Consider the following 22,881-nt stretch of genomic DNA (forward strand, 5'->3'; position numbering starts at 1 on the left):
GCGTGAAGCGCATCGCGTGCCTGGCGTGCCTCGCACTGCTGCTGGCCGGACGCGTCGCGCTGGCCGGCACCGTCGACGCCGCGCGGTACGACGCGTTCTGGCTGTGGGCGGGCGTGAAGCCGCAGGCGGTCGTGCGCGACGCCCGCACCGTCTACGTGCTGCAAGGGCAGATCGAGGCACCGCCGCGGGACGAATCGCAGGTCCGCGTGATCGCGCAGGGCGTCGCGCTGCCCCCCGCGCCGCAGGCGCGCGTGTGGCTCGTCTATCGTGCGCATACGCTGCGCTGGACACCGCGCGTCACGCAGATCATGCTCGCGCAGCTCACGCGCTGGCGCGCGTCGGGCCGCACGATCACCGGTATCCAGATCGACTTCGATGCGCGCACGCGCCACCTGCAGGATTACCTCGAATTCCTGCGGTCGCTGCGCGAGACGCTGCCCGCCGATTGCCGGCTGAGCATCACCGGGCTGCTCGACTGGAGCAGCCGCATCGACACCGACCAGGTCAACCAGCTCAGGGGAATCGTCGACGAAGTGGTCGTGCAGACCTACCAGGGCCGCAGCACGATCCCCGACTACGCGGACTACCTGCCGCGCGTCGCTCGGCTGCAGTTGCCGTTTCGCATCGGCATCATCCAGGGCGGCGAATGGGACGCGCCGCCCTACCTCGCGACGAACCCGTGGTTCCGCGGCTACGTCGTGTTCCTGCGCAACGAGTAGCGGGCAAAGGCGTGGCGGCGGCCCGCCTTTCCGCGCTTCGGATTTACTCCGGGCGCGGCGAATTCGCGTCCACGTACACCCATGCGGCGACACCCGACTCGAGCACCACGCGATCGCGGCGATACGAATCGACTTCGTAGTCGTCCGCGTGCTGCAGTTCTTCCGGCGTGATCGCAAACACGGTGCCCGTGACGCGATCGCCCGCGTGGCCGGTATAGGCCACCACCGGATGATGCGTCTTCCCGCTCGTCGCGACCACTTCAGGGTCGTCGATCTTCAGCATCGTCATCGCGTATCCGGGCATCGCATCCTCACGGCCGTCGAGCTTGCGGCCGAAGGTGGCGAGTTGCACCGGTTCGAGTTGCAGCGTGCCGTAGGAAAAGAGGTGTTCGGAGAAAGTCGGGGTAGTGCTGGACATGGTTGAACTCGATAAGAGAGTTGGGGCAAACGAAGCGTAACGCAGATCGCCGATGGGCCTACGCGGCACCCGCGATCGCGCCGCCGAGCCCGGCGAGCGCAATCACGAGCAGCGCGCCCGCCGACGAAGCCGTGATCCAGCGCTGCTTGCGCTGAATCAGCGGATGGTTGATCGCGGCCATGTAGCTGGTCAGGATCGTGAAATCGACCGCGATCCACAGCGCGGCCAGGATCGCCAGGCTCACGCGCGAATCCGGCGTGATGCCGACGAACTGCGGAAAGAACGCGACGAAGAACAGCAGGTCCTTCGGATTCGCGATACCGACGAGAAAGCCGCGCACGACGCCCGGCAAGCGCCGCGCCTGCGATGCCGGTTCGCCTTCCCGCGAGTCGGTGCCGTCGCGCGTCCGGCTGGCGCGCCATTCGCCGAGCAGCGTCCGGATGGCCAGCACCGCGATGAAGATGCAACCGGCCACGTGCAGCCCCGTGAGCAGGCGATCGCTGACGAGCACGACGCCGAACACCATCAGCATCGCCCCCGCGATCATCACGAGGCTTGCGGCATTCGCGCCCACCGCGGTCAGCATGCCCTGGCGAAAGCCGCACCGCGCGACGGTGCCGACCACGAGCATGACGACGGGGCCGGGGGTCGCGATGAGCAGCACGATCGCGGCGAGATAGGCGAACAGCAGCGGGTAATGGAGTGCCATGACAAAAAGTTGTTGGATGGATTGACGCGTGCGCCCGCCACGGTGGCATCATCGGGATTCAGCGCAGCGGATTGCACGGTTTTATCAAGTATTGCGTGCCCGCCCCGCTGCTGAAAAACGGAAAATCCTGCCGGATGACATGAGTTTTATTCATATTCGAAACCCGTGAAGGCCAAACCGCTCCCCCCTGTCTACGCGCTGCGCGCGTTCGAAAGCGCCGCGCGCACCGGCTCGTTTACGCTGGCCGCCGAGGAACTCAGCTTGACGCAAAGCGCGGTGAGCAAGCACGTCCGAACGCTCGAGGCCTACTTCGGCCGGAAGCTGTTCGTCCGGCGCGGCCCGAAAATGACCGTAACGGCGGAAGCGCACATCTTCGCGTCGGGCCTGCGGCGCGGCTTCCGGCAGATCGAGGAAGCCTGTGTGCTGTTCCAGTCGCAACGCGACGTGCTGCGGCTCAAGGCGCCGTCCACCCTCACGATGCGCTGGCTGCTCGATGCACTCGCCGCGTTTCGCGCCACGCGTCCCGCGTTCGAGGTGCAGATCGCGAGCGTGTGGATGGATGTCGATACCGTCGATTTTTTCAGCGAATCCTACGATTGCGCGATCCTGCTCGGCGCAGGCAAGTTCGGCGAGGCCACGCAGTGCGTGAAGCTGTTCGACGAATGGCTGATTCCGGTGTGCTCGCGTGCGACCGCGACCGTCGCACGCACGAATCCGGCGGCATGCGAGCTGATCCACCCGTCGCCCGATCGGCGCGACTGGCGCCGCTGGCTCAAGGGCAGCGGCCATGATCTCGAGGTGGACATCACGCGCGGGCAGGTGTTCGACATGCTCGAACAGGGGATCGCGGCGGCCATTGCCGGCCATGGCCTCTCGATTGGCGATCTCGCGCTGTGTGCGACAGCCATCGACGAGAAGCAGCTCGTGCTGCCGTTCAAGACGGCCGTCAATACCGGCGACGCGTACTACCTCGTCTGGCCGGAAGACTCCGCCAAGGCCGCGCAGGTGCGCGAACTCCTCGCCTTCCTGGAAAGCCGGATGCCGCGTTTGACGTTTCCGGGCATCCGCTTCAACGGTCCGGGCTGACCGCTGCGGCCGGCGATCCGGCCGCGTGGCCGACGGCGCTACGGGCGCACCCTCGCGCCGCCGGTATGCAACGACAGCGCAGCCCGCCGCAGCGGGCCTGCGCCGACATCCGCCGATACCGTTACGCCTGCACGAAAGCCAGCAGGTCGGCGTTGAGGACGTCCGCGTTGACCGTCAGCATCCCGTGCGAGTAACCCGGGTACGTCTTCAGCGTGCCGTTCTTCAGCAGCTTGATCGACTTCAGCGCGGCATCCGCGATCGGCACGATCTGGTCGTCTTCGCCATGCAGCACGAGCGTCGGGACGGAGATCGACTTCAGGTCGTCGGTCTGGTCCGTTTCCGAAAACGCCTTGATGCCTTCGTAATGCGCTTTGGCGCTGCCTTCCATCCCCTGTCGCCACCAGTTCCGGATCACGCCCTGATGCACGGTTGCACCTTCGCGGTTGAACCCGTAGAACGGGCCGCTCGGCACATCGAGGAAGAACTGCGCGCGATTGTCGGCGAGCGCTTTCCGGAAGCCGTCGAACACCTCGAGCGGCAGCCCTTCGGGGTTCGAATCGGTTTTCAGCATCAGCGGCGGCACCGCGCTGACCAGCACCGCCTTCGCGACGCGGCCGGCCGGCTCGCCGTGCTTCGCGACGTAGCGCGCCACTTCGCCGCCGCCGGTCGAGTGACCGATGTGCACCGCATTGCGCAGGTCGAGCGCTTCGACGACCGCGAACGCGTCTGCCGCGTAATGATCCATGTCATGGCCGTCCGACACCTGCGCCGACCGGCCGTGGCCGCGCCGGTCGTGCGCCACCACGCGATAGCCCTTCTGGACGAAGAAGAGCATTTGCGCGTCCCAGTCGTCGCCGGACAACGGCCAGCCATGGTGGAACATGATGGGCTGCGCGTCCTTCGGGCCCCAGTCCTTGTAGAAAATCTCGACGTGATCCTTCGTTGTGACGGTTGGCATCGCGATGGACTCCTGTAAGGTGGTTGGACTCGGCGCTGTGGCCGGCAGCCATTATCGGACAGGTTTGTTAAACGATGATGCCAAGATGCGTGGCGATCGTCGACCCTCCGCCCAACGTAGATAAACCCTCGAGGTGCGAACGATGGCGCCAAGCGCTGACCCGATTCACATCGAATCGGACCGACTGTCGATCCAGCCGTTTTCTGCCGGCGACGCCGATGCGGCGTATCCCTGCATCACGCCGACCCTGACGCGCTTCATGGCCTGGGAGCCGCCGCCCGACCGGGCCAGCTTCGATCGCATCTGGCGCGCGTGGCTGCCTTCGATAGCGGACGGCAGCGACTTCGTCTTCGCCGTCCGCCAGCGCGACGGCGGAACGTTCCTGGGCCTGGTCGGCCTGCATCACGTCACGGATGCCGGTGCGGAGCTCGGCGTCTGGATTCGCGAGGATCGCCACCGCGAAGGCATCGGCCGTGAAGCGGTCGGTCTCGTCGTCGAATGGGCATGCGCGACGCGCGGCATTCGACGCTTTACCTATCCGGTTGCCGAAGCAAACGAACCCAGCCGCCGCATTGCGGAATCGCTGGGCGGCACGGTCGCGCAGCGTGGCGAAACGCCCAAATACCGGTCGGTCACTTACGTGATATCGCGAGACGCGGGCGCTGCCAATCGCGACGACGCGACGCGCATCTGCGGCTGAACATCCACGCGGAAGCCCGCGCCGTGGCGGCCCGACGCCGCGCTCCCGCGCCCGTCGCGCCGCACGTCAATCGTCCGTCGACACCGTCACGGCCTCCCACGCCCTGATTTCCGCATCCAGCGCCGCCAGCTTGCCGCGCACGAGCCGCAGCGCATCGCTGCCGAGCAGCAAATGCGCGGGCGGATGTTCCGCCGCGATCGCCGCGAGCATCGCCCGCGCGGCCTTCGCGGGATCGCCCGGTTGCTTGCCGCTCTTCTCTTCGCGCGCCTGGCGAATCGGGTCGAAGAGCGCGTCGTAGTCCGCGATCGAGCGCGGCGTGCGCATCATCGAGCGGCCGGCCCAGTCGGTGCGGAACGAACCCGGCGCCACGGCCGTCACGGCGATGCCGAACGGCTCCAGCTCCTTGCCGACAGATTCGGAAATGCCTTCCAGCGCGAACTTGCTGCCGCAGTAGTAAGCGATGCCCGGCATCGTGATGTGGCCGCCCATCGACGTGATGTTCAGGATGCGGCCGCGCCGCCGTTCACGCATGAACGGCACGACCGCCTTCATCATCGCCACCGCACCGAATACGTTCACGTCGAACTGCCGGCGCATCTCCGCGAGCGGCGCTTCTTCCATGATCCCTTCGTGCCCGTAGCCGGCGTTGTTCACCAGCACGTCGACGGGCCCGACGTTCGCCTCGATTTCAGCGACGACGCCGTCGATGCGATCGAAGTCGGTCACGTCGAGCACCCGCGCGAACGCCTGCGCGGACAGTGCTTCGAAATCCTGCGCCGCCTGCGCGCTTCTCACGGTGCCGACCACCGTGTGACCGGCCGCGAGCGCTTCTTGCGCGAGCGCGCGGCCGAAGCCGCTGCTGACGCCGGTGATGAACATGAGATTGCCGGATGCCATTTGAGCTTCTCCCGAATGTCGATTGGAGCATGCATACTAGTCTGACGCTGCATGCCGAATAAGCCCGATTCCGCTGATTTTCTTGCACAAAACTATGAGTACCGAGCCCACCTCCGCCCGGCCCCCGTCGCTGCCGCCGCGCGACCGGAAGCGTCTGGTGACGCTGCTGCGCGCGCTGGCGCCCGACGAAGGCTACAACCTGACGGCGCTGCCGAGCGTGCGCATCCTGCGCTCGAACCGCGCGCTGTCGCGCACGCCGGTGCTGTACGACCCCGGCATCGTGATCGTGTGTCAGGGCTGCAAGCGCGGCTACTTCGGTGGTGAGCGCTATCTGTACGACGAGCATCACTACCTGGCGGTGTCGGTGCCCGTCCCGTTCAGCATGGAAACCGACGCGACGCCCGAGCGTCCGCTGCTCGCGCTGTACCTGCACCTCGATTTCACGATGGCCGCCGAGCTCGCGGCACAGATCGACCGCGCCGGCATCGCGGAGCCGGTGCAGGCGCCCCGGAGCATGATGTCGACGCCGATGGATGCCACGATGCATGCGTCGGTGCTGCGTTTCGTCGAGGCGATGCACCGGCCGCTCGACGCCGCGGTGCTCGGCCCGGCGCTGCTGCGCGAGCTGTATTTCCGCGTGCTCACCGGTGCGCAGGGCAGCGCGATGCGCGGCGCGCTGGCGATGCGCGGACAGTTCGGCCGGATCGGCCGGTCACTGCGCGTGATCCACGCCGATTACGCGCGGCCGCTCGACGTGCCGCAACTGGCGGACGAAGCCGGCATGAGCGTGCCGAGCTTCCACAGCCACTTCAAGGCGATCACGCAGGTATCGCCGATGCAGTACCTGAAATCGACACGGCTGCATCAGGCCCGCTTGCTGATGGTGCGCGAGGACCTGACGGCGGAGGCGGCCGGCTACGCGGTCGGTTATGCGAGCCCGTCGCAGTTCAGCCGCGAATTCAAGCGCCTGTTCGGCCTGACGCCGGCGAAGGAAACGCAGCGGATGCGCGAAAGCTTCGCCATTCCGGCCGCATTCGACGATGCGGTGTTCGTGTCGTCGCATTGACGTGCGCTGGAACCCGACCGTCATGCACGCCGTCAGCGCGCAGCATCGCGCACCAAGCCCACGAGCGACTTCAGGATCAGCGCAGTCACGCCCCAGATGTCCTGCGGCTGCTCCGCCCAGTACCATGCGCCCGCGCGTTCGCCGTCCGTGTATTGCCGGAGCAGATCCGGATTCAGCAGCACCGGGAACGGAAACTCGAAGATCTCCGCGACTTCCGCGGGTGCCGCCTCCCATGTAGCCGTTTCCGGCACGATGCCGATCACGGGAAAGATCGCGTGATTGCGCTTTCTGGTTTTATGGATCGGCAAGCTGCCGACCACGCGAACCGCGTCCGGCGCCAGGCGGATTTCCTCGAACGCCTCGCGCAATGCGGTCGCGCCGATATCGCGATCGGACTCCGCCGGGCGGCCGCCCGGAAAACTCACATGCGACGAGTATTCGCTGAGATCCGACGCGCGCTTGGTCAGCAGGATCGTCGGCTCGCGCCGCGCGACGATCGCGACCAGCACCGCCGAGAATTTCCACTGTCGGTCGTTGTCCGCGAGGAATTGCTTCGCCGTCGGCCAGTCGGTACCGGCAGGAATACCGTGGCTTTCCACGCCATGGACGATCGCTTCAAGGGCGGCCTGCGGCGAGCCGGCATTCGCGTGCTCGCTGGCCAACCCGCCGCCGGTAGTCAGGACGCTTCTGTCTGGTTCCATGTCTTCCTCCTGCGTGCGGCAACCGGCACGCGCTGAGCGACACTGAACCCGACACGTGTTGCATGGGCACGGCGTCGTTATGGTCAATCCGATGAACCCGTGTTCGCATGCGATCGCAAATGACACGCGCCCGAGCGCGACTGCCTGCTTCGGCGTAAAAATATCCGCTAGCGTTGCGGATAGCTGAATGCCGAAGCCCGATCGCCGTCGATCGACGGAGAAACCCGATCATGCACGAAAAATGAAATTCGGATCGACCGCACGCGCCCGCACGTCGCGCCTGCATTCAAGTGGCGGAGGTCGGCTCGCTCCGCGCATCGACGCTCGCCGATGTGGTACCGATCAACCCGGCCGCCGCGATTGCCGCAGCTGTCACGATCATCATCGCGCCCCACCCGACCCGCGCGTTGAGCAGCCCTGCCGCCACCGCACCGCCGGCACCGGCCGCGTAGTAAAGCGTCAGGTACGCTGCGCTCAATGCCCCGGCCCGAGCCGGCTGAATCGCGACGACACGCGTCTGGTTCGCGACCTGTGCGGCAAAACAACCGGCATCGAACATGGCCAGCCCCACGCCCAGCCGTCCGGGATGACCGAGCGCAACGGCAAGCAGCAAAGCCGACACAGCCGCCACGAAGAGCCCGCCCCGGATAACCGCGCGATCGCCGAATCGATCGGCGAGCTTTCCGGCCACGCGCGTCACGCCGAGGCCCAGCACACCCGCGAGACTGTACGCACCGATCGCTGCGGCACCCAGGCTATACGGCGGCTCGGCCAGGCGAAGCGCGAGCCCCACCCAGACCAGGTTGAACGCGAAGAACCAGAGCATGCCGGCGCAGGTACGGCGCCTCAACTGAGCGCTGTCGCGCAGCAACCGCGGAATGGCGCCGATCGCATTCGCACGGCCGGGCAGCCCTTCCGGCCGGCCACCGGGCAACAGCACCGCACCGCCGATGGCAGCCAGCGCAACGCATCCGGCCAGCGCGAGCAATGCGCCGCGCCATCCGCACCATTGCGACAGCACGCCGCCCACGAAACGGCTCAGCAGGATCCCGGCGGAAATGCCCGCCGACACGCCCCCCATCGCCACGCCGCGCCGTTGCGGATCCGCATGTTTGCCGGCGACGGCGCTGCATTGCGCCGCCACCGTCGTTGCCGCACCCACCAGAAAGAAGCCGGCGTCGAGCGCGAGCGGCCCGGGCGACCACGACGCGCACGCCAGCAACAACGCTAGCGCGCCCATCTGCGTCGAGACGAGCACGCGCGGACTGAACCGGTCAACCAGCGGCACCAGCAGTGCAAGACCGACCAGATAACCGAGCATCGTCACGGACGCGAGGGCCGCCATGCGCGACGCAGCCACCCCGAACTCGTTCGCGATGGCCGACAGCGACGGCTGCAGCGCATAGCCGTTGGCGATCGCCACGCCGGCCGCCAGTGCGAGCACCACCGTCGCGGTGCGGGACAGCGGCACCCGGCTGCCGGCGACGGTCATGCCGCGGCCCTGACGGCAATCGCCTCGACTTCGACGAGGATTTCCGGATCGACGAACGGAAGCGCATGCACCAGCGAAAACGCCGGCCGGATATCGCCGTAGATCTCTCCATGCGCGCGGGCCGCGGCTTCCCAGTTGTCGAAGTCCGCGACCACCAGGCGGCTCTGGACAACGTCCGACAACGAGAACCCGCTGTCCGCCAGCACTCGATCGATCGTGGCCAGCGCGTCGCGTGTCTGCGCGTACACGTCCGCGCCTTTGCCGGCCGTCCCCGAAATGTAGATGGTGTTGTCGACGACCACCGCGCGCGAGTAGCCGACCTTGGGCTCCCACGGGGAGCCGGTGCTGATCCGTTTACGCATCTTGAAGATCCCTCCAGTCAGGTTTGGATACATCACCTACTACTTGGGTAGTAAGTTCGAGCGATTGTATACTACTCCGGTAGTTAATCAAGAAGCCCCATGCAGGTCGTCGTGGGAGCAGGAGCCGATACACATGAGCGAGAACACGGAGCTGATCACGTCGTTGATCCGGCTTGGATTCACCCAGTACGAGGCGCAGGCCTATGCAGCCCTCGTCGGGCAGGCCGCGCTGACGGGTGCGGAAGTCGGCCGGCGCGCCGGCATGCCGCCATCGAAGATCTACGAAACCCTGGGTCGCCTGGAAACGCGCGGTGCGGTGCTCGTCAACCGGTCGGAACCCGTCCGCTATGCGGCCGTGCCCCACCGGTCGTTGCTCGAGGACTTGCGCACCCGCTTCAATGCGGATCTCGAACTGGCCGCGGGTGCACTCGATCGGCTGCCTGTCCAACAGGAGCCCGGGCTCGTCTGGTCGTTGAGCGGGCGGGAAGCGATCGCCAGCGCATTCGCGCGCGTCATCGTCAATGCGAAAACGCAGATCTTCGCGGGTGTCTGGGACGAAGAGATCGACGACCTCGGGCCGCTGCTCGAGGCTGCCGCGGCACGGGGCGTCGACACGCACGTGGCGATCTACGGCAATCGCACGCTCAACGGGCCGCGCCACTACGACATGGCCAAATGTGGCGCCAGCGCGAGGCTCAGGCTGTCCGGCCGCCGGCTCGCCGTCGCGGTGGCGGACAACACCGAGGCAGTCGTGGCGGAATTCGGCGATCATTCACCCGATCACGCCACCTTGACGACCAATCCGGTCATCGCGCTGCTCGCAGTCGAGTACATCAAGGCGGACGTGAGCGGGCGCGTGTTGATCGACGCCATGAGTCCGGCGGAGTACAGGAAAATCCTGAAGCATCCCGACATGCAGGCGATGCTTGCGCCGCTCGACAAGCCGAGCTGACCCATGCCACTCTGCGCGGCTGCCGGTGCATCGAGCCGCGCGCACCCCACGCAGGTACGGTAACCCCCACACTCACGCGACCGTCAAATGACCTCCTACGCCTTCCGCCTGCTGAATGTCTTCGCCGAATCGACGTTCGGCGGCAACCCGCTTTGCGTATTCGAGGATGCGCGCGGCATGGACGATGCGACCATGCGGGCACTCGCCGTGCAGTTCAACCTGTCCGAAACGACTTTCGTGCTGCCATCGGAGCGCGCGCATGCGCGGGTACGTATCTTCACGCCGGGCTATGAGATGGCCTTTGCAGGCCATCCGACGCTCGGCACCGCGCATGTCGTGCGCGACCTGCTGGGTGCGGGCAACGATCTCGCGCTCGAATTCAAGGCCGGCGTGGTCGACGTCAACGCGCACGACGACGTGTGGACGTTCACCGCGCCGCATTCCGGCATGCCGAAGACAGCAGCATGCGAGTTGCCCGACGCCCGGATGGCGGCTGTGCTGGGACTGACGGAAGACGATCTGCTCACATCGCCGATCTGGGTCGACACCGGTGCCGACCAGTTGCTCGTCGCACTCAAGGACCCCGCCGCCGTGCGCCGCGCGCAGCCCGACAGCGCGAGCCTCGACATCTGGCCGACCAGCAGCCTCGGCCGCAAGACCGCCTATGTGTTCGCGTTCGATCCCGAGCGCCCGGGGACGGTGGTGTCGCGCTATTTCTTCGTGAAGCAAGGCAGCGTGTCGGAAGACCCCGGCACGGGATCTGCGTGCGCGAATCTGGGCGGATGGCTGCTTGCGATGAACCGCGACCTGCCTGCCGCGTTTCAGGTCGAGCAGGGTGAAGCCGTCGGGCGGCCTTGCCTGCTGCGCTTATCGGTCAGTGCGAACGGAGAAATCGGTGTCGGTGGGCGCGTGATCGAACTGGGGCGCGGCGTCGTCAACCTGTAGACGCGCCCGACGGACAGGTCGTTACCGTCTGCGGTATCGCGCGGTTCGCGGCCCACGCTGCAACGACGGTTCGTCAGCAATCTTCCGGCGACAGGTTTCGCGTCCGGCGCCATCGCATACATGGCCGTCACCCGCGCGCGATCCGCCACCGGCCACGAGGCGGAATGACAGCGGTGACGCCGATCGAGTTTCGCTTTGCAGTTGGCGTCCGAGGTCAAAAGCTGCTGCGCTGCAGCGTGCGCCTGGGCGAATCCATTCAGATCGACGGCAGCGATCATCGGCGGTTCGAGGAACGGGTGTCAGCCTGCACGCTGCTGGTGAAAGTGGGCGCCCCAATGAGCTGGCTGAGAACGCCGCATTTCACGCAAACCGAATCGATCTTCCTCTACTTCGAGCGCTGGGACTGTGCGCTCGCCAGCGCGTTTCCGAATTGTTCTACCGCTCCGTCAAAGCGGGCCGCGCCGACATCGAAGACCCAATGGCGCAGTGACGGTCGCGCAGCGAGCCCCAGTTCCGCGATCCGGTATTGTGTGTCTATCGTGGCCAGCACGGCCGTCACCATGGCGTGCGGCATACCGTCGGTGGCCGCGTTCGTCAACCCGCCGTCGAGTATGCTCGGCGCGAAGGCTGCACTTTGCAAACCCTGCTGCATCGCCGTTCGGGCGGCCGTGGCGGCGGCCTCCGCGGTTACATCAATGGTCCAGCTGGCGGGATCACCGAGCCCGATCAACAGCACGCGGCCCGCTTCGATGCCCGCGGGCGGGCGGCTGATCAACAGTGTTTCCATCGGCGCTGCCCGAAAGTGACCTTCTTGCCGCAACCCGGTGAGCGCCCCCGACAGCGCGAGGTCGAGATGGCGCAGTCCGCCCGCCGGCCCCCCACCTGCCGCCTCGCGGGCGAACATGCAACCACAGGAAAGATCAACCTCCGCCCCGACGCCATCCCATGCGGCAACCTCGAAGGACACATCACGCCAACTGCCGATGTTCTGCCGTACAACCATACCGTCTCTCCCGTGAGGTCAGGACGCGGCGGGCCCGTCTTCGTTCCTGACGATCAATGCAAAAGCCACCCGCTTGCAACGGACCAGACAGGTGCGTGCAATCCAGATCAACGGCTTGTGCCGATCGGGATTGCCCTCGATGACTTCCTGTTCATGCGAAATCGCAGCGGCTACACGTCCTGTCAGCGTGACGCGTAGAGGCCGTGTCAGGCACGTCGACCGCTCGATTCGAGCATGGCCTACCCAACGTTGCCGATGAGCTTCAACAACGCAGTGTGGTCGACCGCGAGATCGGCCGAGTTGTCGAAGTGATACAGATAACGCGTCGCAAATGCGTCCGTGGACGCACGGTCCAGCTTGAGCAATTCCCGTGTTCTTGCCACGACTACCGTCGGCGTCAGCTCCAGTTCACCCTCTTGATCCAGCGCTTCGTCCAGCATGACGATCAGTCGGCTGAGCGGCTCCAGCCACTTCATCGAATCGTCGAAGGCCATCACCTGCAGAAAATCGCCGGCCGATTGGTGCCCATGGGTCTTCTCATACTCGCGGCGCTCAAGTTCGACCAGTGTCCGGTGCAAATCGAGAAGCGCGGTCCGGATGCGGGCGCAGTGTTCTGCCCGGTGGGAATGTGTTCCAGTATTCATATCGGTTCACCTGTTCAGCCGTGTTCCATTCGGTGACGGCCCGTACACCGTGTTTCGCAGGCCGCCAGTCACATTACGACGCGTCATCATGGAAGATTGTCTCGACAGATGGCATCGGTTGCCTGTCGCCTATCGAGATCGCACACCGCTCGCGTCCCGGGTACGGAACGCGCAGATGACAGTATCACGACGACTATCGCCCTTCACGGCCCAAGGCTTCGTGCAGTTCATGACGTTGCGCCAACGACTTCGAAGTGTCAATCGCCAGCGCGAGACGCGGGGCATCGCCGCCGACTTCAGGCGCCGCGCCCCTGGCCCCGCCCGCTTCCACGACGCCACATGACATGTCGCGTCGGGCGCTCGCACTGCCCAATGCTCCGTGTCTCGAGACGACGGACACGGACTGATGGCTTGCCGCAGCGCTGGTCAGCGCGCCGCATGCGACGAATCTCCTGCGTTCATGCAGCCCGCGCCGTCGCGTTTGCTATGCTGCGCGCATCGCCAGCCCGAGCCGCTCGCCACCCATGACCGCCCTCGCCCCCGACCTCGCCCGCACGCTGCGCGCCTCCTGCGACGCGTGCTTCGGCACGGCCGCCATCTGGCCGCTCGTCGAGCACGCATATCGCGAACCGCAACGCCACTACCACACGCTCGCGCACCTGGCCGAGCTGTTCGCGCATCTCGCGCCGTATCGCGCGGAACCGCTGTGGCCGGCGATCGAACTCGCAGTATGGGCGCACGACTTCGTGTACGCGACGACGCTGCCCGATTACGCGGATAACGAAGCACGCAGCGCGCAATGGCTCGTGCAGGTCACGAACACCCACTGCAGCGAAGCCTGGTTGCATGCGCACGCTTCTCACGTATCCGTTGCGCACGATCTCGTGCTCGCAACGAAATCGCATCGGCTGCCCGATACGTTCGCATCCGATCCGCAGCTGCAACGCGCCGGGCGGATCTTTCTCGACGCCGATCTCGCGATCCTCGCGGCCGCGCCCGATCGGCTGCGCGAATACGACCGTGCCATCGCACGCGAGTGGGCGCAGGATCCCGATGCGCCATCGGCAGCATTCCGCACGGGCCGCAGGCAGGCGCTCGAACATCTGCGCGCACAGGTTCCGCTGTTTCAATCGGCGGAATTCGCGCCGCTCACGCCGCGCGCGCAGCGCAATCTCGACACGCTGATCGCCGCATACGCGTAAGCGCCGGGCACGCCCGCACGAACGCGCCCGCGTGGCCACCGCCGGCTAGGCCAAGCCGCCCCGTCACGCCCGACGACCCACACGCCCGGTCGGCACGACTTCCTCCAGCAGCACCCCGCAGCACCGGGCTCTTGCCTCGCCACCCTTGTACGACATCAGACAAAAATCCGGCAGAAGCCTCGATTTCGCCGAGAAGCCGCCGCACGCGCGCCGACCTGGAGCGTAACCCTCCGAACATCATATGATTGCATTCTCACATTTTATGTGATTTTATTGTCACATCTTGCACGCCGCCGCCGACCACGCGCGCGGCGCATCCCATACCAAGGAAGAGACGCAGATGGAGACAATCGCCGTCATCGGCAGCAACATGGTCGACCTCGTGACCTATGTCGCCCGCATGCCCGCCCGGGGCGAAACGCTCGAAGCGCCGAATTTCGAGCTCGGTTGCGGCGGCAAGGGGGCGAACCAGGCCGTCGCGGCCGCCCGCCTCGGCGCGCGCGTCGTGATGGTCACGAAGGTCGGCGACGACGTCTTCGCCGACAACACGATCCGCAACTTCGCGCGCGAGGGCATCGACACCACGCACGTGCGCAAGGTCGCCGGCGTGCCGAGCGGCGTCGCGCCGATCTTCGTCGAACCCGATTCGAGCAACAGCATCCTGATCGTCAAGGGCGCGAACCGCCACCTGACGCCGGCCGACATCGACGCGGCCGCGCCGCAGCTCGCCGAATCCGCACTGATCGTGCTGCAGCTCGAGATCGAGCTCGACACCGTCTATCACGCGATCGACTTCGGCGCGCGGCACGGCATCCCCGTGCTGCTGAACCCCGCGCCCGCGGTGGCCGATCTCGATTTCGAGCGGATCCGCACCGTCGAATTCTTCGTACCGAACGAAACCGAGCTCGCGATCGTGTCGGGCATGCCGGTCGATTCGCGCGACACCGCGGCGCGTGCCGCCGAAGCGCTGGTCGCGCGCGGGCTGAAGCACGTGCTCGTCACGCTCGGCAGCAACGGTTCGCTGCTGGTATCGCGCGACGGCGTGCGGCACGTGCCGGGCGTACCGGTCGACGCGCGCGACACGACGGGCGCGGGCGATGCGTACATCGGCTGCTTCGCGCGCTGCTACGCCGCGTCGCGCGACGCGCTCGACGCGATGCGCTACGCGTCCGCGTACGCCGCACATTCCGTCACGGGCCTCGGCACGCAGAAGTCGTACGCCGACACCGCGACGTTCGAACGCTTCCTCCGCGACGCCGGCATGTAAACGGCGCCTTCATCGACGAGACAATTGGGAAGGAGACACCCATGGGCCGAGCCAGAATCGAACACACTCCCGACGGCTATTACCTGAACCGCACGCCGCTCTTCGCATTCACGCTGCTGTGCTGCCTGTTCGCGCTGTGGGGCACCGCCGCGAACCTGAACGACGTGCTGATCGCGCAGTTCAAGAAGTCGTTCTTCCTGTCCGATTTCGAATCGGCGTTCGTGCAGTCCGCGTTCTATCTCGGCTACTTCTTCCTCGCGATTCCGGCCGCGACCGTCGTGAAGAAGTTCAGCTACAAGACGACGATCCTCGTCGGCCTGCTGCTCTACACGACCGGCTGCCTGCTGTTCTTCCCGGCTGCGTCGATGGCGAAATACGGGATGTTCCTCGTCGCGCTGTTCGTGATCGCGGCAGGCCTGTCGTTCCTCGAAACCGCGTCGAACTCGTATTCGACGCTGATGGGCCCGCGCGAGACCAGCACGCGGCGGCTGAACATCTCGCAGACGTTCTATCCGTTCGGCGCGATGGCCGGCGTATACATGGGCAGCTTCCTGATCTTCAAGGAAGGCGACGCGTCGCATGCGCAGCTCGCCGCGATGTCGGCCACCGAAGCCCACGTGCACCAGCTCGCGATGATCCAGGCCACGCTCGAGCCGTACAAATGGCTGATCGTCGTGCTCGTGGCGGTGTTCATCGTGTTTGCGCTCACGCCCTACCCGGCCTGCAAGGGCAACGGCCCCAGCGTGGCCACGCACCGGATCGACGCGCGCGGCACGCTGGCGCGCCTGTTCGGCAACCGGCGCTTCGTCGCGGGGATCGTCGCGCAGTTCCTGTATGTCGGCGCGCAGGTCGGCGTGTGGAGCTTCACGATCCGGCTCGCGATGCAGATCGGCGGCCTCACCGAGCGCGGCGCATCGCACTACCTGCTCGCGACGTTCTTCGCGTTCTTCGTCGGCAAGCTGGTCGCGACGCTCGTGATGAAGCGCGTCGGCCCGGCCAAGGTGCTGATCGTCTACGGCATCCTGTGCATCGTGCTGCTTGCCTACACGATCAGCGTGCACAACATCACCGCCGTCTATGCGGCCGTGGGCGTGAGCGTGTTCCTCGGCCCGTGCTGGCCGACGATCTACGGCCTCACGATCGACGGGCTCGGCAAGGACACCGAGTACGGCGGCTCAATCCTCGTGATGAGCATCGTCGGTGGTGCGGTCGTGCCGCTGATCCAGGGGCTGATCTCCGATCACACGGGCGGCAACATGCAGCTCGCGTTCGTCGTGCCGCTCGCGTGCTTCGTCGTGATCGTCTACTACGGCTTCTACTGCCTGCGCCACCTGCCGGCCGCGACGCCCGACGCAGCCGCCGACGGCAGCTCGTCCGCGCGCTACGCCGCCACGCGCAACACGTCGGGAGCGTAAGCATGCGAGGCGAAATCGACCTGCGGCGCGACGACTTCCGCGACACGCCGCGCACGCTGTACCGCACCGACGGCCTGACCGTCACCGCGTTCGCGTATCCGTCCGGCGTCGAGGCGCTGAAGCTCGAGAACCGTCGAGGCCACATCGTCGTGCTGCCGTATCTCGGCCAGATGATCTGGGCCGCCGCGTTCGACGGCCGCGACCTGACGATGAAGCACATGTTCCGGCAGCCGAAGCGCGCGGCATCGATCATCGATACCTACGGCTGCTTCATGTTCCACAGCGGGCTGCTGCGCAACGGCTGCCCGGGGCCGGACGACACGCATGCGCTGCACGGCGAGATGCCGTGTGCGCCGATGGATCGCGCGAGCCTGGTCGTCGGCGCGGATGCGCGCGGCGCGTTCGTCGAAGTGACCGGCGAATATGAATATGTGCAGGGTTTCGGCAGCCACTATGTGGCGCGCCCGTCGGTGCGGCTCGCCGAGCACGCCGCGCAGATGACGATCGCGATGGACGTGACGAACCTCGCCGGCACGCCGATGGACCTGATGTACATGGCCCACCTGAACTACGCGTACGTGCCGGGCGGCCGTTTCGTGCAGTCGCTGCCGCGCGGCGGGTTGCGGTTGCGCGACAGCGTGCCCGCGCACGTGAAGCCGACCGCCGCATGGCGCGACTACACGGCCACGCTCGCGCGCGAACCGGAACGGCTTCACACGCTCGATACGCCCGCGTTGTACGACCCGGAGATCGTGTTCTTCATGAACGACGTGGCAACGGATGCAAGCGGCGTCGCGCATTTCCTGCTCGAACACCCGGACGGCGGCGCCTTCCACACCGCCTACCGCCCCGAGCACTTCCCCCACGCGACGCGCTGGATCCTGCACAACGCGGACCAGCAGGTCGCCGCGTTCGCGCTGCCGTCGACCTGCGAGCCGGAGGGTTATGAAGCCGAACGCCGCAAAGGCCATGTCGCGGCACTCGCGCCGGGCGCGACGCGCCGCTTCGAAGTCGTCACCGGCTACCTGAGCGCGGCGGAAGCACGCAATGCGTGAAGCGATGCGCGGCCGCGCGGCGTCAGGTCACGAGCGCGATCCCGTGTGCGCGGATCGTCGTTTCGTAGCGGCGGCTCAGTTGCCCGTCCGAGATCACGTAGTTGAAGTCGGTCAGCTCGGCGAAATAGGCCGCGCGCACTTCGTCGAACTTCGTGTGGTCGACGAGCAGGAAGCGGTTCTGCGCGCGCTCCATCACCTTCTTTTTCGCGTCGACTTCGTGGAAGTTGAAGCAGGTCACGCCACAGCGATCGCTCACGCCGGCCGCGGAGATGAACGCCTTCGACACGCGCACCGTGTCGAGGATGCCCGTCTCGGCCACCGACTCGAACACCATGTTCTTGCGGTGGTACGCGCCGCCGCACAGGATCACACTGCAGTGCGGCTTCTGCTGCAGCTTCGCGAATACGTTCAGCGAATTGCAGATCGCAGTGAATTCGAGGTCGTCCGGGATGAAGTCGACGACGAACGGCGTGGTCGAGCCGCAATCGACGAAGATCGTGTCGCCGGTCGTCACAAACTGCGCGGCCAGCTTGCCGATGCGGCGCTTCTCCTCGGTCTGCCGGTTGTTCTCGGCGCTGACCACGTATTCGCCGATGTCGCTGCGCTGCGCGGCGAAGTGGCGCGTCACGTAGCCGCCGATCAGGCTCAAGCCGTGCGGATTGTCCGCGAGATCGCGGCGGATCGTCATTTCCGAGACGCCGAACAGCTCGGCGACTTCCCTCAGATGAATCGCGTTCTGCCCTTGCAGCACGTTCATCAGTGTCTTGATCCGTTCGCCCTTCTTCGTTTCCATGCCAGTATCCTGCGTGTCTGTCGCATCCGCCACTTGTCGTGCCGGGCGCGCGGGCCCGGCCGGAATGTCGTATTTGTAACAAACCGATGTGAAAACATCAACTTTACGTGTGCCCTTCCGGCACGCGATCCGTGGAGTCCTGAAACATGCCGCTTTCCAACGCCCAACTCGCTCAAACCATCGATCACACGCTGCTCGCGCCCGACGCGAGCGACGCGCAGATCCGCGAACTCTGCCGCCAGGCGGCCGAGCATCGCTTTTACTCGGTCTGCGTGAATTCGGCGAACGTGCCGCTCGCCGCGCGCGAGCTGGCCGATACCGGCGTGCTCGTGTGCGCGGTGGTCGGCTTTCCGCTCGGCGCCGGGCTGTCGGCCGCCAAGGCATTTGAAGCAACCGCCGCGATCGCGGCGGGCGCCGGCGAGATCGACATGGTGATCAACATCGGCGCGCTGAAGAGCGGCCGCGCCGACGACGTGAAGGCCGATATCGAGGCCGTGCACCGCGCATGCGGCGCGGTGCCGCTCAAGGTGATTCTCGAAACGGGGCTGCTGACCGACGACGAGAAGGTGCGCGTGTGCGAGATGTGCCGCGATCTCGGCGTCGCGTTCGTGAAGACATCGACCGGGTTCGGCCACGGCGGCGCGACGCTCGCGGATGTCGCGCTGATGCGCCGCACGGTCGGCCCCGTGCTCGGCGTGAAAGCCTCGGGCGGCGTACGCGACCGCGCGGCCGCGCTCGCGATGATCGAGGCCGGCGCGACGCGCCTCGGCACGAGTTCGGGGGTGGCGATCGTGACCGATCAGGGTGGCAGCGAGTCGGCGTATTGACGGGCGCCTCAAGCCGCCCCTACCCGGCACGACGTCACGTCCGGCAGCAACGGCAGCGTGAACATCTCGACGCTGAATACGCTCATCCGGGACACGTCGGATTTCGCACGCCGATGGCTGGATGACGGCTGCAGATCCGTGCTGTCGGTGGACCCGACACGCTCGCCCGAAAGAACACAACCCGCGAAGGCTGTGAAGCCCTCGCGGTTTTTTTGCATTCGACAGTACCGGGTCAACCGCAAGCCGGAAGCCTTCGTGCATCGCCGACCGGCTCGCTCTTTCTGACGGACCGCAAGCCCCTCAAGCAGAACGGATGCCCATCGTCACGCAAGCATCGACGAACGGCGGACGTCCATCCCGCCCCGCTCACCGGTCCGGCACGGCTTCGGCGTGGGCGCGCCGGTTCTCCACTTCAGCGCGCATCGCTTGCGCACGGGCAGCCAGATGCAGACGCAGCGCCTCGGCTCGATCCGCATGGGCACGGGCGAGAAGTTGATCGCAATCGACCGGGCCCGTGGCCGGCAAACCCAGGCGCTCATACTGCTCGTCCGGTGCATGGCTGGCGCGCATCAGGTCGCGTGCAAGCGTCGCCATGCGATGCTCGACGGCGTCGTCGAACAGCGGGTGCGCCTGCCCAGGATCCTCGAGAAGATCGAATAGCAGCGTACCGGCACGATACGAGTATCCAATGGGCTGGCTGACGATCTTCATCATGCTCACGCCTTGCGAAAACGGGAACGGCCCCGCCAGCTCGATATCCTGCAGTTCTTCGACACTGAACATCTCCCGCATGTGCGTGGGCATCAACGTATATTCATACAGCGGTGCATTGCGGTCCGGATCGGGTCCGGAGCGCATGTACACATAACGCCCGTCCGTCACGTTGACATGTTCGCCATGCATGCCGAATAGTGCCGCTTCCCGGACCGGAAGATCCTCGTCGATGGTTTTCCCGAGCGCCACGCCCTGCATGCGCGGTGTCGCCTGCAAGCCGAAGAAATCGAGGAGCGTCGGTGCGATGTCGATCATCTGCACGAGAGACTGGCGCCGAACGCCCGCACGACCGGAGCGGGGGTCCCAGATGAACAGCGGCGTATGCGCAAGCTCGTCGAACCAGGGTTGCGCCGTCTTGGCCCACCAGCCGTGTTCTCCCAGCATGTATCCATGGTCCGTACACACGATGAGCATCGTGTCCCGCCACAGATTCAGTTCATCCATCAGGTCGAGAACCCGGCCCAGCGAGTGATCGCACATGGAAACGAGCGCGGCATATTCAGCTCGTGCATGCCGGATGTCCTCGTCGGTCTCGTTGTCGGAAACAGGACCGTATGGCGGCCAGTCGAAATGCGCGTCCGTGTTCTTTCGAGGATAAAGATCGCGATACTTCGGATAACTGGTGAAGGGTTCATGGGGATCGAAAGTCTCGATCTGAAGCAACCACGACTCCGCATCGTGATTTTCACGGATGAACGCCTCGCCTGCGTCGAAAGTCAGCGTTTGCGGATGGAGATCTTCGGTCGGGTAGTACTGGCGGTTGACGAAGTCCTGCCGCGCGGCCTTTTCGTTCAGCGCGCCCTTGAGCCGCGTCGGCATCGGCGGCCGCCGGATTTGCCCCTTCCACGGGTCGCCCTCCTGCCCGCGGAAGAATTCCCAGCTGCTGTACCGCGTATGATAGGTCGCGCCGCCATCTTCCCAGTAATGCGGATGATCGCTGGCCAGATGCGTATGGATGCCCTTGCGTCGGAGCATGTCCGGCATCGAATCGTCGAACGGTTCGAGCGGCCCCCAGCTTCGATGCAGGAAGTTGTAGCGCCCGGTATGCAATTCCCTGCGGGCCGGGATACACGCCATGCTGCCGACATAGCAATTGTCGAACGTCGCACTCCGCTCGGCGAGTCGCTGGAAATTCGGCGCCTTTACCCATGTGTTGCCGTATGGCGGAAGCATATGCCGATTGAGGCTGTCGTACATCACAAGAATCGCTTTCATGATTCGCTCATTTCACTCCAGGATTAACGCTCATTCCTTGTACGTTCGGCGCGTCAGTTTCGTGCACGGATGCGAAGCTGGTTGTGCACCTCGCCGACACCCGGCACGCGCTGCGCGGTACCGATCGCCAGCGCGACCTGTTCCGCGTCCATCACATCGCCGGAGAGCGTGACGACGCCCCCACGCACGAAGATCAGCAAGCGGCTCGCATCCAGCCGCTTCGTTCGCCCGAGCGCGCGCGCAACGCGCTTTCTCAACTGGCGATCCGCCGCCTTCTGCGCCTTGGTCGGCGCCGCCGCTGGCATTGAAGAAGGCGCCGGCTCCGCTTGCTGCTCCTGCGCTGCCGCGGTCGCGGCCACCAGCGTCAGCACCGTGGCCACAACCGCCCGGCACATCGTCATTCGAACCTGCATACATCCTCCCCAAAGTATCGATGTGCCGGCCATGCCGCGTCTCGGCGCCCGGCCGCACATCGCATGTGTGCCTAGAATTGCGTGATCATCCCGATCGAAACACCGGTCACCGCGCGGCCGTCCGGACGAAGATTCAACGCCGACACGTTTGCGGGGTCTTTCTTGTACGCACCGGAAAACCCGTTCCGGTCGAATTCGACATAGAGTTCGGAGCGCTTCGAAAGAAAGTATTCGACCATCGCGTACGTCGTCATCTTCCGGCCGTCGGCGCCGGCGACGTTTTTCAGATTGCTGGCGATGTCGTAATAGGTCGCACCCGTAAACTGCAGCGTGGGCGTTACCCGATAGACGAGCCCGACCGACGGAATATGATCGCGCCGCTCCGCCCCGGCCGCGGTCGCCGCGGAAACCGTCAGCGCGCTATAGCTCAAATACATCCGGGTCGGCCCGAGTTGCCATGTCGCGCCGCCCATTGCCGTCTCCGCCCGCTGCGAGGCACTGGCGTTGTAGGACTTCTGATACGCGGCGGCGAGCAGCAACGTCCGAAACTGGTAGCTGGTCCCGACGGCAAAGTTGGTGCCGGCGAGCGTGCTGCCGGCCACACCGCCCGGCGAATAGCTCGCACGCAGCGTGAATCCTCCGATACGCCCAACGTACTTGATCGTATTGTTGAACCGCGCGTCCAGCGTGAAGAAATTGCCGCCCCAGACAATGCCCGGCACGGTGGCAAGCGATGGGCCATTGGCCTCGTTCGGATCGAGCTGAACGCCAATATCTTCCGCAGCGTTGAGTTGACGACCCAGCATCAACCGGCCGAATCCGCCCTCGAGCCCGACATACGCGCGCTGGGAAAACAGCGTACTTGACGATTTCATGCCGCCCGTACCGCTGACGAATCCGCTCTGCAACATGAAGATCGCACGCCATCCCGCGCCCAGGTCCTCCGCGCCGCGGATACCGAACGAGTTGCCCGAAATCGAATTGCTGTCGAACCCGATCTGATGCCCGCCCTTCACCCCATCGGTCCAGCGCACCCCGCCTCCCATCGTTCCGAACAGCGTCACGCTCGACTGCGCGTACGTCCCGCCCGAGATCACCATGGCGATCACCGCTACAGCTTGTTTCCGCACACTCTCCTCCATTTAATAATTAGTTATGTTAAATAATTATCATGAAATCTCACTCGGAAAACTGCGTGGCCGATGCCGCCGCCGGCCTGGACAGCGGGGCGCGGGGGTGCCTGCTTCGCCCCCCCCCCGCGCCCCGGC

25 protein-coding genes and 1 pseudogene are annotated in these 22,881 nt (G+C 65.7%); 12 read left to right on the forward strand and 14 right to left on the reverse strand.

Annotated elements, in window-relative coordinates; translation table 11 throughout:
* Positions 1 to 2 precede the first annotated feature (2 nt).
* Positions 3 to 719, forward strand: a complete 717-nt coding sequence (locus ACN8ZM_RS35835; RefSeq protein WP_089454303.1) for a DUF3142 domain-containing protein — start codon at positions 3 to 5, stop codon at positions 717 to 719.
* A gap of 43 nt (positions 720 to 762) precedes the next feature.
* Here ACN8ZM_RS35835 and ACN8ZM_RS35840 read toward each other — a convergent pair whose 3' ends face one another.
* Positions 763 to 1,137: a gamma-glutamylcyclotransferase family protein gene (locus tag ACN8ZM_RS35840; protein ID WP_420212791.1), complete on the reverse strand. Its 375-nt coding sequence runs from the start codon at positions 1,135 to 1,137 to the stop codon at positions 763 to 765.
* Between the two features lie 58 nt (positions 1,138 to 1,195).
* Positions 1,196 to 1,846: a LysE family translocator gene (locus ACN8ZM_RS35845; protein ID WP_420212792.1), complete on the reverse strand. Its 651-nt coding sequence runs from the start codon at positions 1,844 to 1,846 to the stop codon at positions 1,196 to 1,198.
* 165 nt (positions 1,847 to 2,011) lie between these two features.
* On the opposite strand from ACN8ZM_RS35845, the gene ACN8ZM_RS35850 reads away from it, so the two are divergent.
* Positions 2,012 to 2,932, forward strand: coding sequence for a LysR substrate-binding domain-containing protein (locus ACN8ZM_RS35850; RefSeq protein ID WP_043192128.1), 921 nt, complete (start codon positions 2,012 to 2,014; stop codon positions 2,930 to 2,932).
* Positions 2,933 to 3,053: 121 nt separating this feature from the next.
* On the opposite strand, the gene ACN8ZM_RS35855 is transcribed toward ACN8ZM_RS35850, so the two are convergent.
* Positions 3,054 to 3,890 carry an alpha/beta fold hydrolase gene (locus tag ACN8ZM_RS35855; protein WP_089454300.1) on the reverse strand — a complete coding sequence of 279 codons (837 nt, stop codon included), beginning with the start codon at positions 3,888 to 3,890 and terminating at the stop codon, positions 3,054 to 3,056.
* A 142-nt stretch (positions 3,891 to 4,032) separates the two neighbouring features.
* On the opposite strand from ACN8ZM_RS35855, the gene ACN8ZM_RS35860 reads away from it, so the two are divergent.
* Positions 4,033 to 4,590 (forward strand): GNAT family N-acetyltransferase, encoded by a 558-nt coding sequence (locus ACN8ZM_RS35860; RefSeq protein ID WP_301770446.1) that lies wholly within the window; start codon positions 4,033 to 4,035, stop codon positions 4,588 to 4,590.
* 66 nt (positions 4,591 to 4,656) lie between these two features.
* On the opposite strand, the gene ACN8ZM_RS35865 is transcribed toward ACN8ZM_RS35860, so the two are convergent.
* Positions 4,657 to 5,487 carry an oxidoreductase gene (locus ACN8ZM_RS35865; protein ID WP_420212793.1) on the reverse strand — a complete coding sequence of 277 codons (831 nt, stop codon included), beginning with the start codon at positions 5,485 to 5,487 and terminating at the stop codon, positions 4,657 to 4,659.
* A 94-nt stretch (positions 5,488 to 5,581) separates the two neighbouring features.
* Here ACN8ZM_RS35865 and ACN8ZM_RS35870 point away from each other — a divergent pair, with 94 nt between their 5' ends.
* Complete coding sequence (locus ACN8ZM_RS35870; RefSeq protein WP_420212794.1) at positions 5,582 to 6,553, forward strand: AraC family transcriptional regulator N-terminal domain-containing protein; 972 nt, start codon at positions 5,582 to 5,584, stop codon at positions 6,551 to 6,553.
* A gap of 32 nt (positions 6,554 to 6,585) precedes the next feature.
* Here the strand turns inward: ACN8ZM_RS35870 and ACN8ZM_RS35875 are convergent, their stop codons facing one another.
* From ACN8ZM_RS35875 to ACN8ZM_RS35885, 3 genes are all read right to left on the reverse strand, one after another.
* The gene (locus ACN8ZM_RS35875) at positions 6,586 to 7,254 is read right to left on the reverse strand and encodes an NUDIX hydrolase (RefSeq protein WP_420212795.1); all 669 of its coding nucleotides are present in this window, start codon (positions 7,252 to 7,254) and stop codon (positions 6,586 to 6,588) included.
* Positions 7,255 to 7,540: 286 nt separating this feature from the next.
* Positions 7,541 to 8,746: an MFS transporter gene (locus ACN8ZM_RS35880; RefSeq protein WP_205821648.1), complete on the reverse strand. Its 1,206-nt coding sequence runs from the start codon at positions 8,744 to 8,746 to the stop codon at positions 7,541 to 7,543.
* Complete coding sequence (locus tag ACN8ZM_RS35885) at positions 8,743 to 9,108, reverse strand: RidA family protein (protein ID WP_175034245.1); 366 nt, start codon at positions 9,106 to 9,108, stop codon at positions 8,743 to 8,745. Before ACN8ZM_RS35885 ends, ACN8ZM_RS35880 begins: the two co-directional genes overlap by 4 nt.
* Positions 9,109 to 9,241: 133 nt before the next feature.
* Here ACN8ZM_RS35885 and ACN8ZM_RS35890 point away from each other — a divergent pair, with 133 nt between their 5' ends.
* The 3 genes and pseudogenes from ACN8ZM_RS35890 to ACN8ZM_RS35900 form a co-directional block, all read left to right on the forward strand.
* Positions 9,242 to 10,060 (forward strand): TrmB family transcriptional regulator, encoded by an 819-nt coding sequence (locus ACN8ZM_RS35890; RefSeq protein WP_174957458.1) that lies wholly within the window; start codon positions 9,242 to 9,244, stop codon positions 10,058 to 10,060.
* Positions 10,061 to 10,147: 87 nt separating this feature from the next.
* A complete protein-coding gene (locus tag ACN8ZM_RS35895) occupies positions 10,148 to 11,005 on the forward strand; it encodes a PhzF family phenazine biosynthesis protein (protein WP_420212796.1) in 858 nt (285 codons plus the stop codon).
* 242 nt (positions 11,006 to 11,247) lie between these two features.
* A pseudogene (locus ACN8ZM_RS35900) lies at positions 11,248 to 11,400 on the forward strand (ISNCY family transposase); the annotation flags it as partial.
* Here the strand turns inward: ACN8ZM_RS35900 and ACN8ZM_RS35905 are convergent.
* Both ACN8ZM_RS35905 and ACN8ZM_RS35910 read right to left on the reverse strand, forming a co-directional pair.
* On the reverse strand, positions 11,391 to 12,008 hold the full coding sequence (locus ACN8ZM_RS35905; protein ID WP_420212797.1) for a M17 family peptidase N-terminal domain-containing protein: 618 nt from the start codon (positions 12,006 to 12,008) through the stop codon (positions 11,391 to 11,393). The pseudogene ACN8ZM_RS35900 and the gene ACN8ZM_RS35905 sit on opposite strands and share 10 nt — an antisense overlap.
* Before the next feature lie 239 nt (positions 12,009 to 12,247).
* Positions 12,248 to 12,652, reverse strand: coding sequence for a hypothetical protein (locus tag ACN8ZM_RS35910; RefSeq protein ID WP_244912177.1), 405 nt, complete (start codon positions 12,650 to 12,652; stop codon positions 12,248 to 12,250).
* 524 nt (positions 12,653 to 13,176) lie between these two features.
* Between ACN8ZM_RS35910 and ACN8ZM_RS35915 the strand changes: the two genes are divergently transcribed.
* From ACN8ZM_RS35915 to ACN8ZM_RS35930, 4 genes are all read left to right on the forward strand, one after another.
* Positions 13,177 to 13,854 (forward strand): hypothetical protein, encoded by a 678-nt coding sequence (locus ACN8ZM_RS35915; RefSeq protein ID WP_420212798.1) that lies wholly within the window; start codon positions 13,177 to 13,179, stop codon positions 13,852 to 13,854.
* 340 nt (positions 13,855 to 14,194) lie between these two features.
* The gene (rbsK, locus tag ACN8ZM_RS35920) at positions 14,195 to 15,121 is read left to right on the forward strand and encodes a ribokinase (protein ID WP_420212799.1); all 927 of its coding nucleotides are present in this window, start codon (positions 14,195 to 14,197) and stop codon (positions 15,119 to 15,121) included.
* Positions 15,122 to 15,162: 41 nt separating this feature from the next.
* Positions 15,163 to 16,536, forward strand: coding sequence for an L-fucose:H+ symporter permease (gene fucP / locus ACN8ZM_RS35925; protein WP_420212800.1), 1,374 nt, complete (start codon positions 15,163 to 15,165; stop codon positions 16,534 to 16,536).
* Between the two features lie 2 nt (positions 16,537 to 16,538).
* The gene (locus ACN8ZM_RS35930) at positions 16,539 to 17,591 is read left to right on the forward strand and encodes an aldose 1-epimerase family protein (protein ID WP_420212801.1); all 1,053 of its coding nucleotides are present in this window, start codon (positions 16,539 to 16,541) and stop codon (positions 17,589 to 17,591) included.
* A gap of 22 nt (positions 17,592 to 17,613) precedes the next feature.
* Here the strand turns inward: ACN8ZM_RS35930 and deoR are convergent, their stop codons facing one another.
* Positions 17,614 to 18,384, reverse strand: a complete 771-nt coding sequence (deoR, locus tag ACN8ZM_RS35935; RefSeq protein WP_420212802.1) for a DNA-binding transcriptional repressor DeoR — start codon at positions 18,382 to 18,384, stop codon at positions 17,614 to 17,616.
* Positions 18,385 to 18,530: 146 nt separating this feature from the next.
* On the opposite strand from deoR, the gene deoC reads away from it, so the two are divergent.
* The gene (gene deoC / locus ACN8ZM_RS35940; protein ID WP_043188600.1) at positions 18,531 to 19,211 is read left to right on the forward strand and encodes a deoxyribose-phosphate aldolase; all 681 of its coding nucleotides are present in this window, start codon (positions 18,531 to 18,533) and stop codon (positions 19,209 to 19,211) included.
* Positions 19,212 to 19,219: 8 nt separating this feature from the next.
* On the opposite strand, the gene ACN8ZM_RS35945 is transcribed toward deoC, so the two are convergent.
* The 4 genes from ACN8ZM_RS35945 to ACN8ZM_RS35960 all read right to left on the reverse strand — a co-directional run bounded on the left by ACN8ZM_RS35945 (position 19,220) and on the right by ACN8ZM_RS35960 (position 22,743).
* On the reverse strand, positions 19,220 to 19,429 hold the full coding sequence (locus ACN8ZM_RS35945; RefSeq protein WP_420212803.1) for a hypothetical protein: 210 nt from the start codon (positions 19,427 to 19,429) through the stop codon (positions 19,220 to 19,222).
* A 148-nt stretch (positions 19,430 to 19,577) separates the two neighbouring features.
* On the reverse strand, positions 19,578 to 21,200 hold the full coding sequence (locus ACN8ZM_RS35950; protein WP_420212804.1) for a sulfatase: 1,623 nt from the start codon (positions 21,198 to 21,200) through the stop codon (positions 19,578 to 19,580).
* Positions 21,201 to 21,253: 53 nt separating this feature from the next.
* A complete protein-coding gene (locus ACN8ZM_RS35955; RefSeq protein WP_230624489.1) occupies positions 21,254 to 21,646 on the reverse strand; it encodes a BON domain-containing protein in 393 nt (130 codons plus the stop codon).
* Between the two features lie 38 nt (positions 21,647 to 21,684).
* Complete coding sequence (locus ACN8ZM_RS35960) at positions 21,685 to 22,743, reverse strand: porin (RefSeq protein ID WP_346778546.1); 1,059 nt, start codon at positions 22,741 to 22,743, stop codon at positions 21,685 to 21,687.
* Positions 22,744 to 22,881 lie beyond the last annotated feature (138 nt).

This window comes from Burkholderia aenigmatica (assembly GCF_048627025.1).
In the GTDB taxonomy this organism is placed as follows: Bacteria; Pseudomonadota; Gammaproteobacteria; order Burkholderiales; family Burkholderiaceae; genus Burkholderia; species Burkholderia aenigmatica.

Bases quoted from the DNA above. Each gene is read 5' to 3' on its own strand.
- ACN8ZM_RS35840 (WP_420212791.1), bottom strand. From the start codon at position 1,137: ATGTCCAGCACTACCCCGACTTTCTCCGAACACCTCTTTTCCTACGGC.
- ACN8ZM_RS35845 (WP_420212792.1), bottom strand. From the start codon at position 1,846: ATGGCACTCCATTACCCGCTGCTGTTCGCCTATCTCGCCGCGATCGTG.
- ACN8ZM_RS35855 (WP_089454300.1), bottom strand. From the start codon at position 3,890: ATGCCAACCGTCACAACGAAGGATCACGTCGAGATTTTCTACAAGGAC.
- ACN8ZM_RS35860 (WP_301770446.1), top strand. From the start codon at position 4,033: ATGGCGCCAAGCGCTGACCCGATTCACATCGAATCGGACCGACTGTCG.
- ACN8ZM_RS35865 (WP_420212793.1), bottom strand. From the start codon at position 5,487: ATGGCATCCGGCAATCTCATGTTCATCACCGGCGTCAGCAGCGGCTTC.
- ACN8ZM_RS35870 (WP_420212794.1), top strand. From the start codon at position 5,582: ATGAGTACCGAGCCCACCTCCGCCCGGCCCCCGTCGCTGCCGCCGCGC.
- ACN8ZM_RS35875 (WP_420212795.1), bottom strand. From the start codon at position 7,254: ATGGAACCAGACAGAAGCGTCCTGACTACCGGCGGCGGGTTGGCCAGC.
- ACN8ZM_RS35880 (WP_205821648.1), bottom strand. From the start codon at position 8,746: ATGACCGTCGCCGGCAGCCGGGTGCCGCTGTCCCGCACCGCGACGGTG.
- ACN8ZM_RS35885 (WP_175034245.1), bottom strand. From the start codon at position 9,108: ATGCGTAAACGGATCAGCACCGGCTCCCCGTGGGAGCCCAAGGTCGGC.
- ACN8ZM_RS35890 (WP_174957458.1), top strand. From the start codon at position 9,242: ATGAGCGAGAACACGGAGCTGATCACGTCGTTGATCCGGCTTGGATTC.
- ACN8ZM_RS35895 (WP_420212796.1), top strand. From the start codon at position 10,148: ATGACCTCCTACGCCTTCCGCCTGCTGAATGTCTTCGCCGAATCGACG.
- ACN8ZM_RS35905 (WP_420212797.1), bottom strand. From the start codon at position 12,008: ATGGTTGTACGGCAGAACATCGGCAGTTGGCGTGATGTGTCCTTCGAG.
- ACN8ZM_RS35910 (WP_244912177.1), bottom strand. From the start codon at position 12,652: ATGAATACTGGAACACATTCCCACCGGGCAGAACACTGCGCCCGCATC.
- ACN8ZM_RS35915 (WP_420212798.1), top strand. From the start codon at position 13,177: ATGACCGCCCTCGCCCCCGACCTCGCCCGCACGCTGCGCGCCTCCTGC.
- rbsK (WP_420212799.1), top strand. From the start codon at position 14,195: ATGGAGACAATCGCCGTCATCGGCAGCAACATGGTCGACCTCGTGACC.
- fucP (WP_420212800.1), top strand. From the start codon at position 15,163: ATGGGCCGAGCCAGAATCGAACACACTCCCGACGGCTATTACCTGAAC.
- ACN8ZM_RS35930 (WP_420212801.1), top strand. From the start codon at position 16,539: ATGCGAGGCGAAATCGACCTGCGGCGCGACGACTTCCGCGACACGCCG.
- deoR (WP_420212802.1), bottom strand. From the start codon at position 18,384: ATGGAAACGAAGAAGGGCGAACGGATCAAGACACTGATGAACGTGCTG.
- deoC (WP_043188600.1), top strand. From the start codon at position 18,531: ATGCCGCTTTCCAACGCCCAACTCGCTCAAACCATCGATCACACGCTG.
- ACN8ZM_RS35945 (WP_420212803.1), bottom strand. From the start codon at position 19,429: ATGCAAAAAAACCGCGAGGGCTTCACAGCCTTCGCGGGTTGTGTTCTT.
- ACN8ZM_RS35950 (WP_420212804.1), bottom strand. From the start codon at position 21,200: ATGAAAGCGATTCTTGTGATGTACGACAGCCTCAATCGGCATATGCTT.
- ACN8ZM_RS35955 (WP_230624489.1), bottom strand. From the start codon at position 21,646: ATGGCCGGCACATCGATACTTTGGGGAGGATGTATGCAGGTTCGAATG.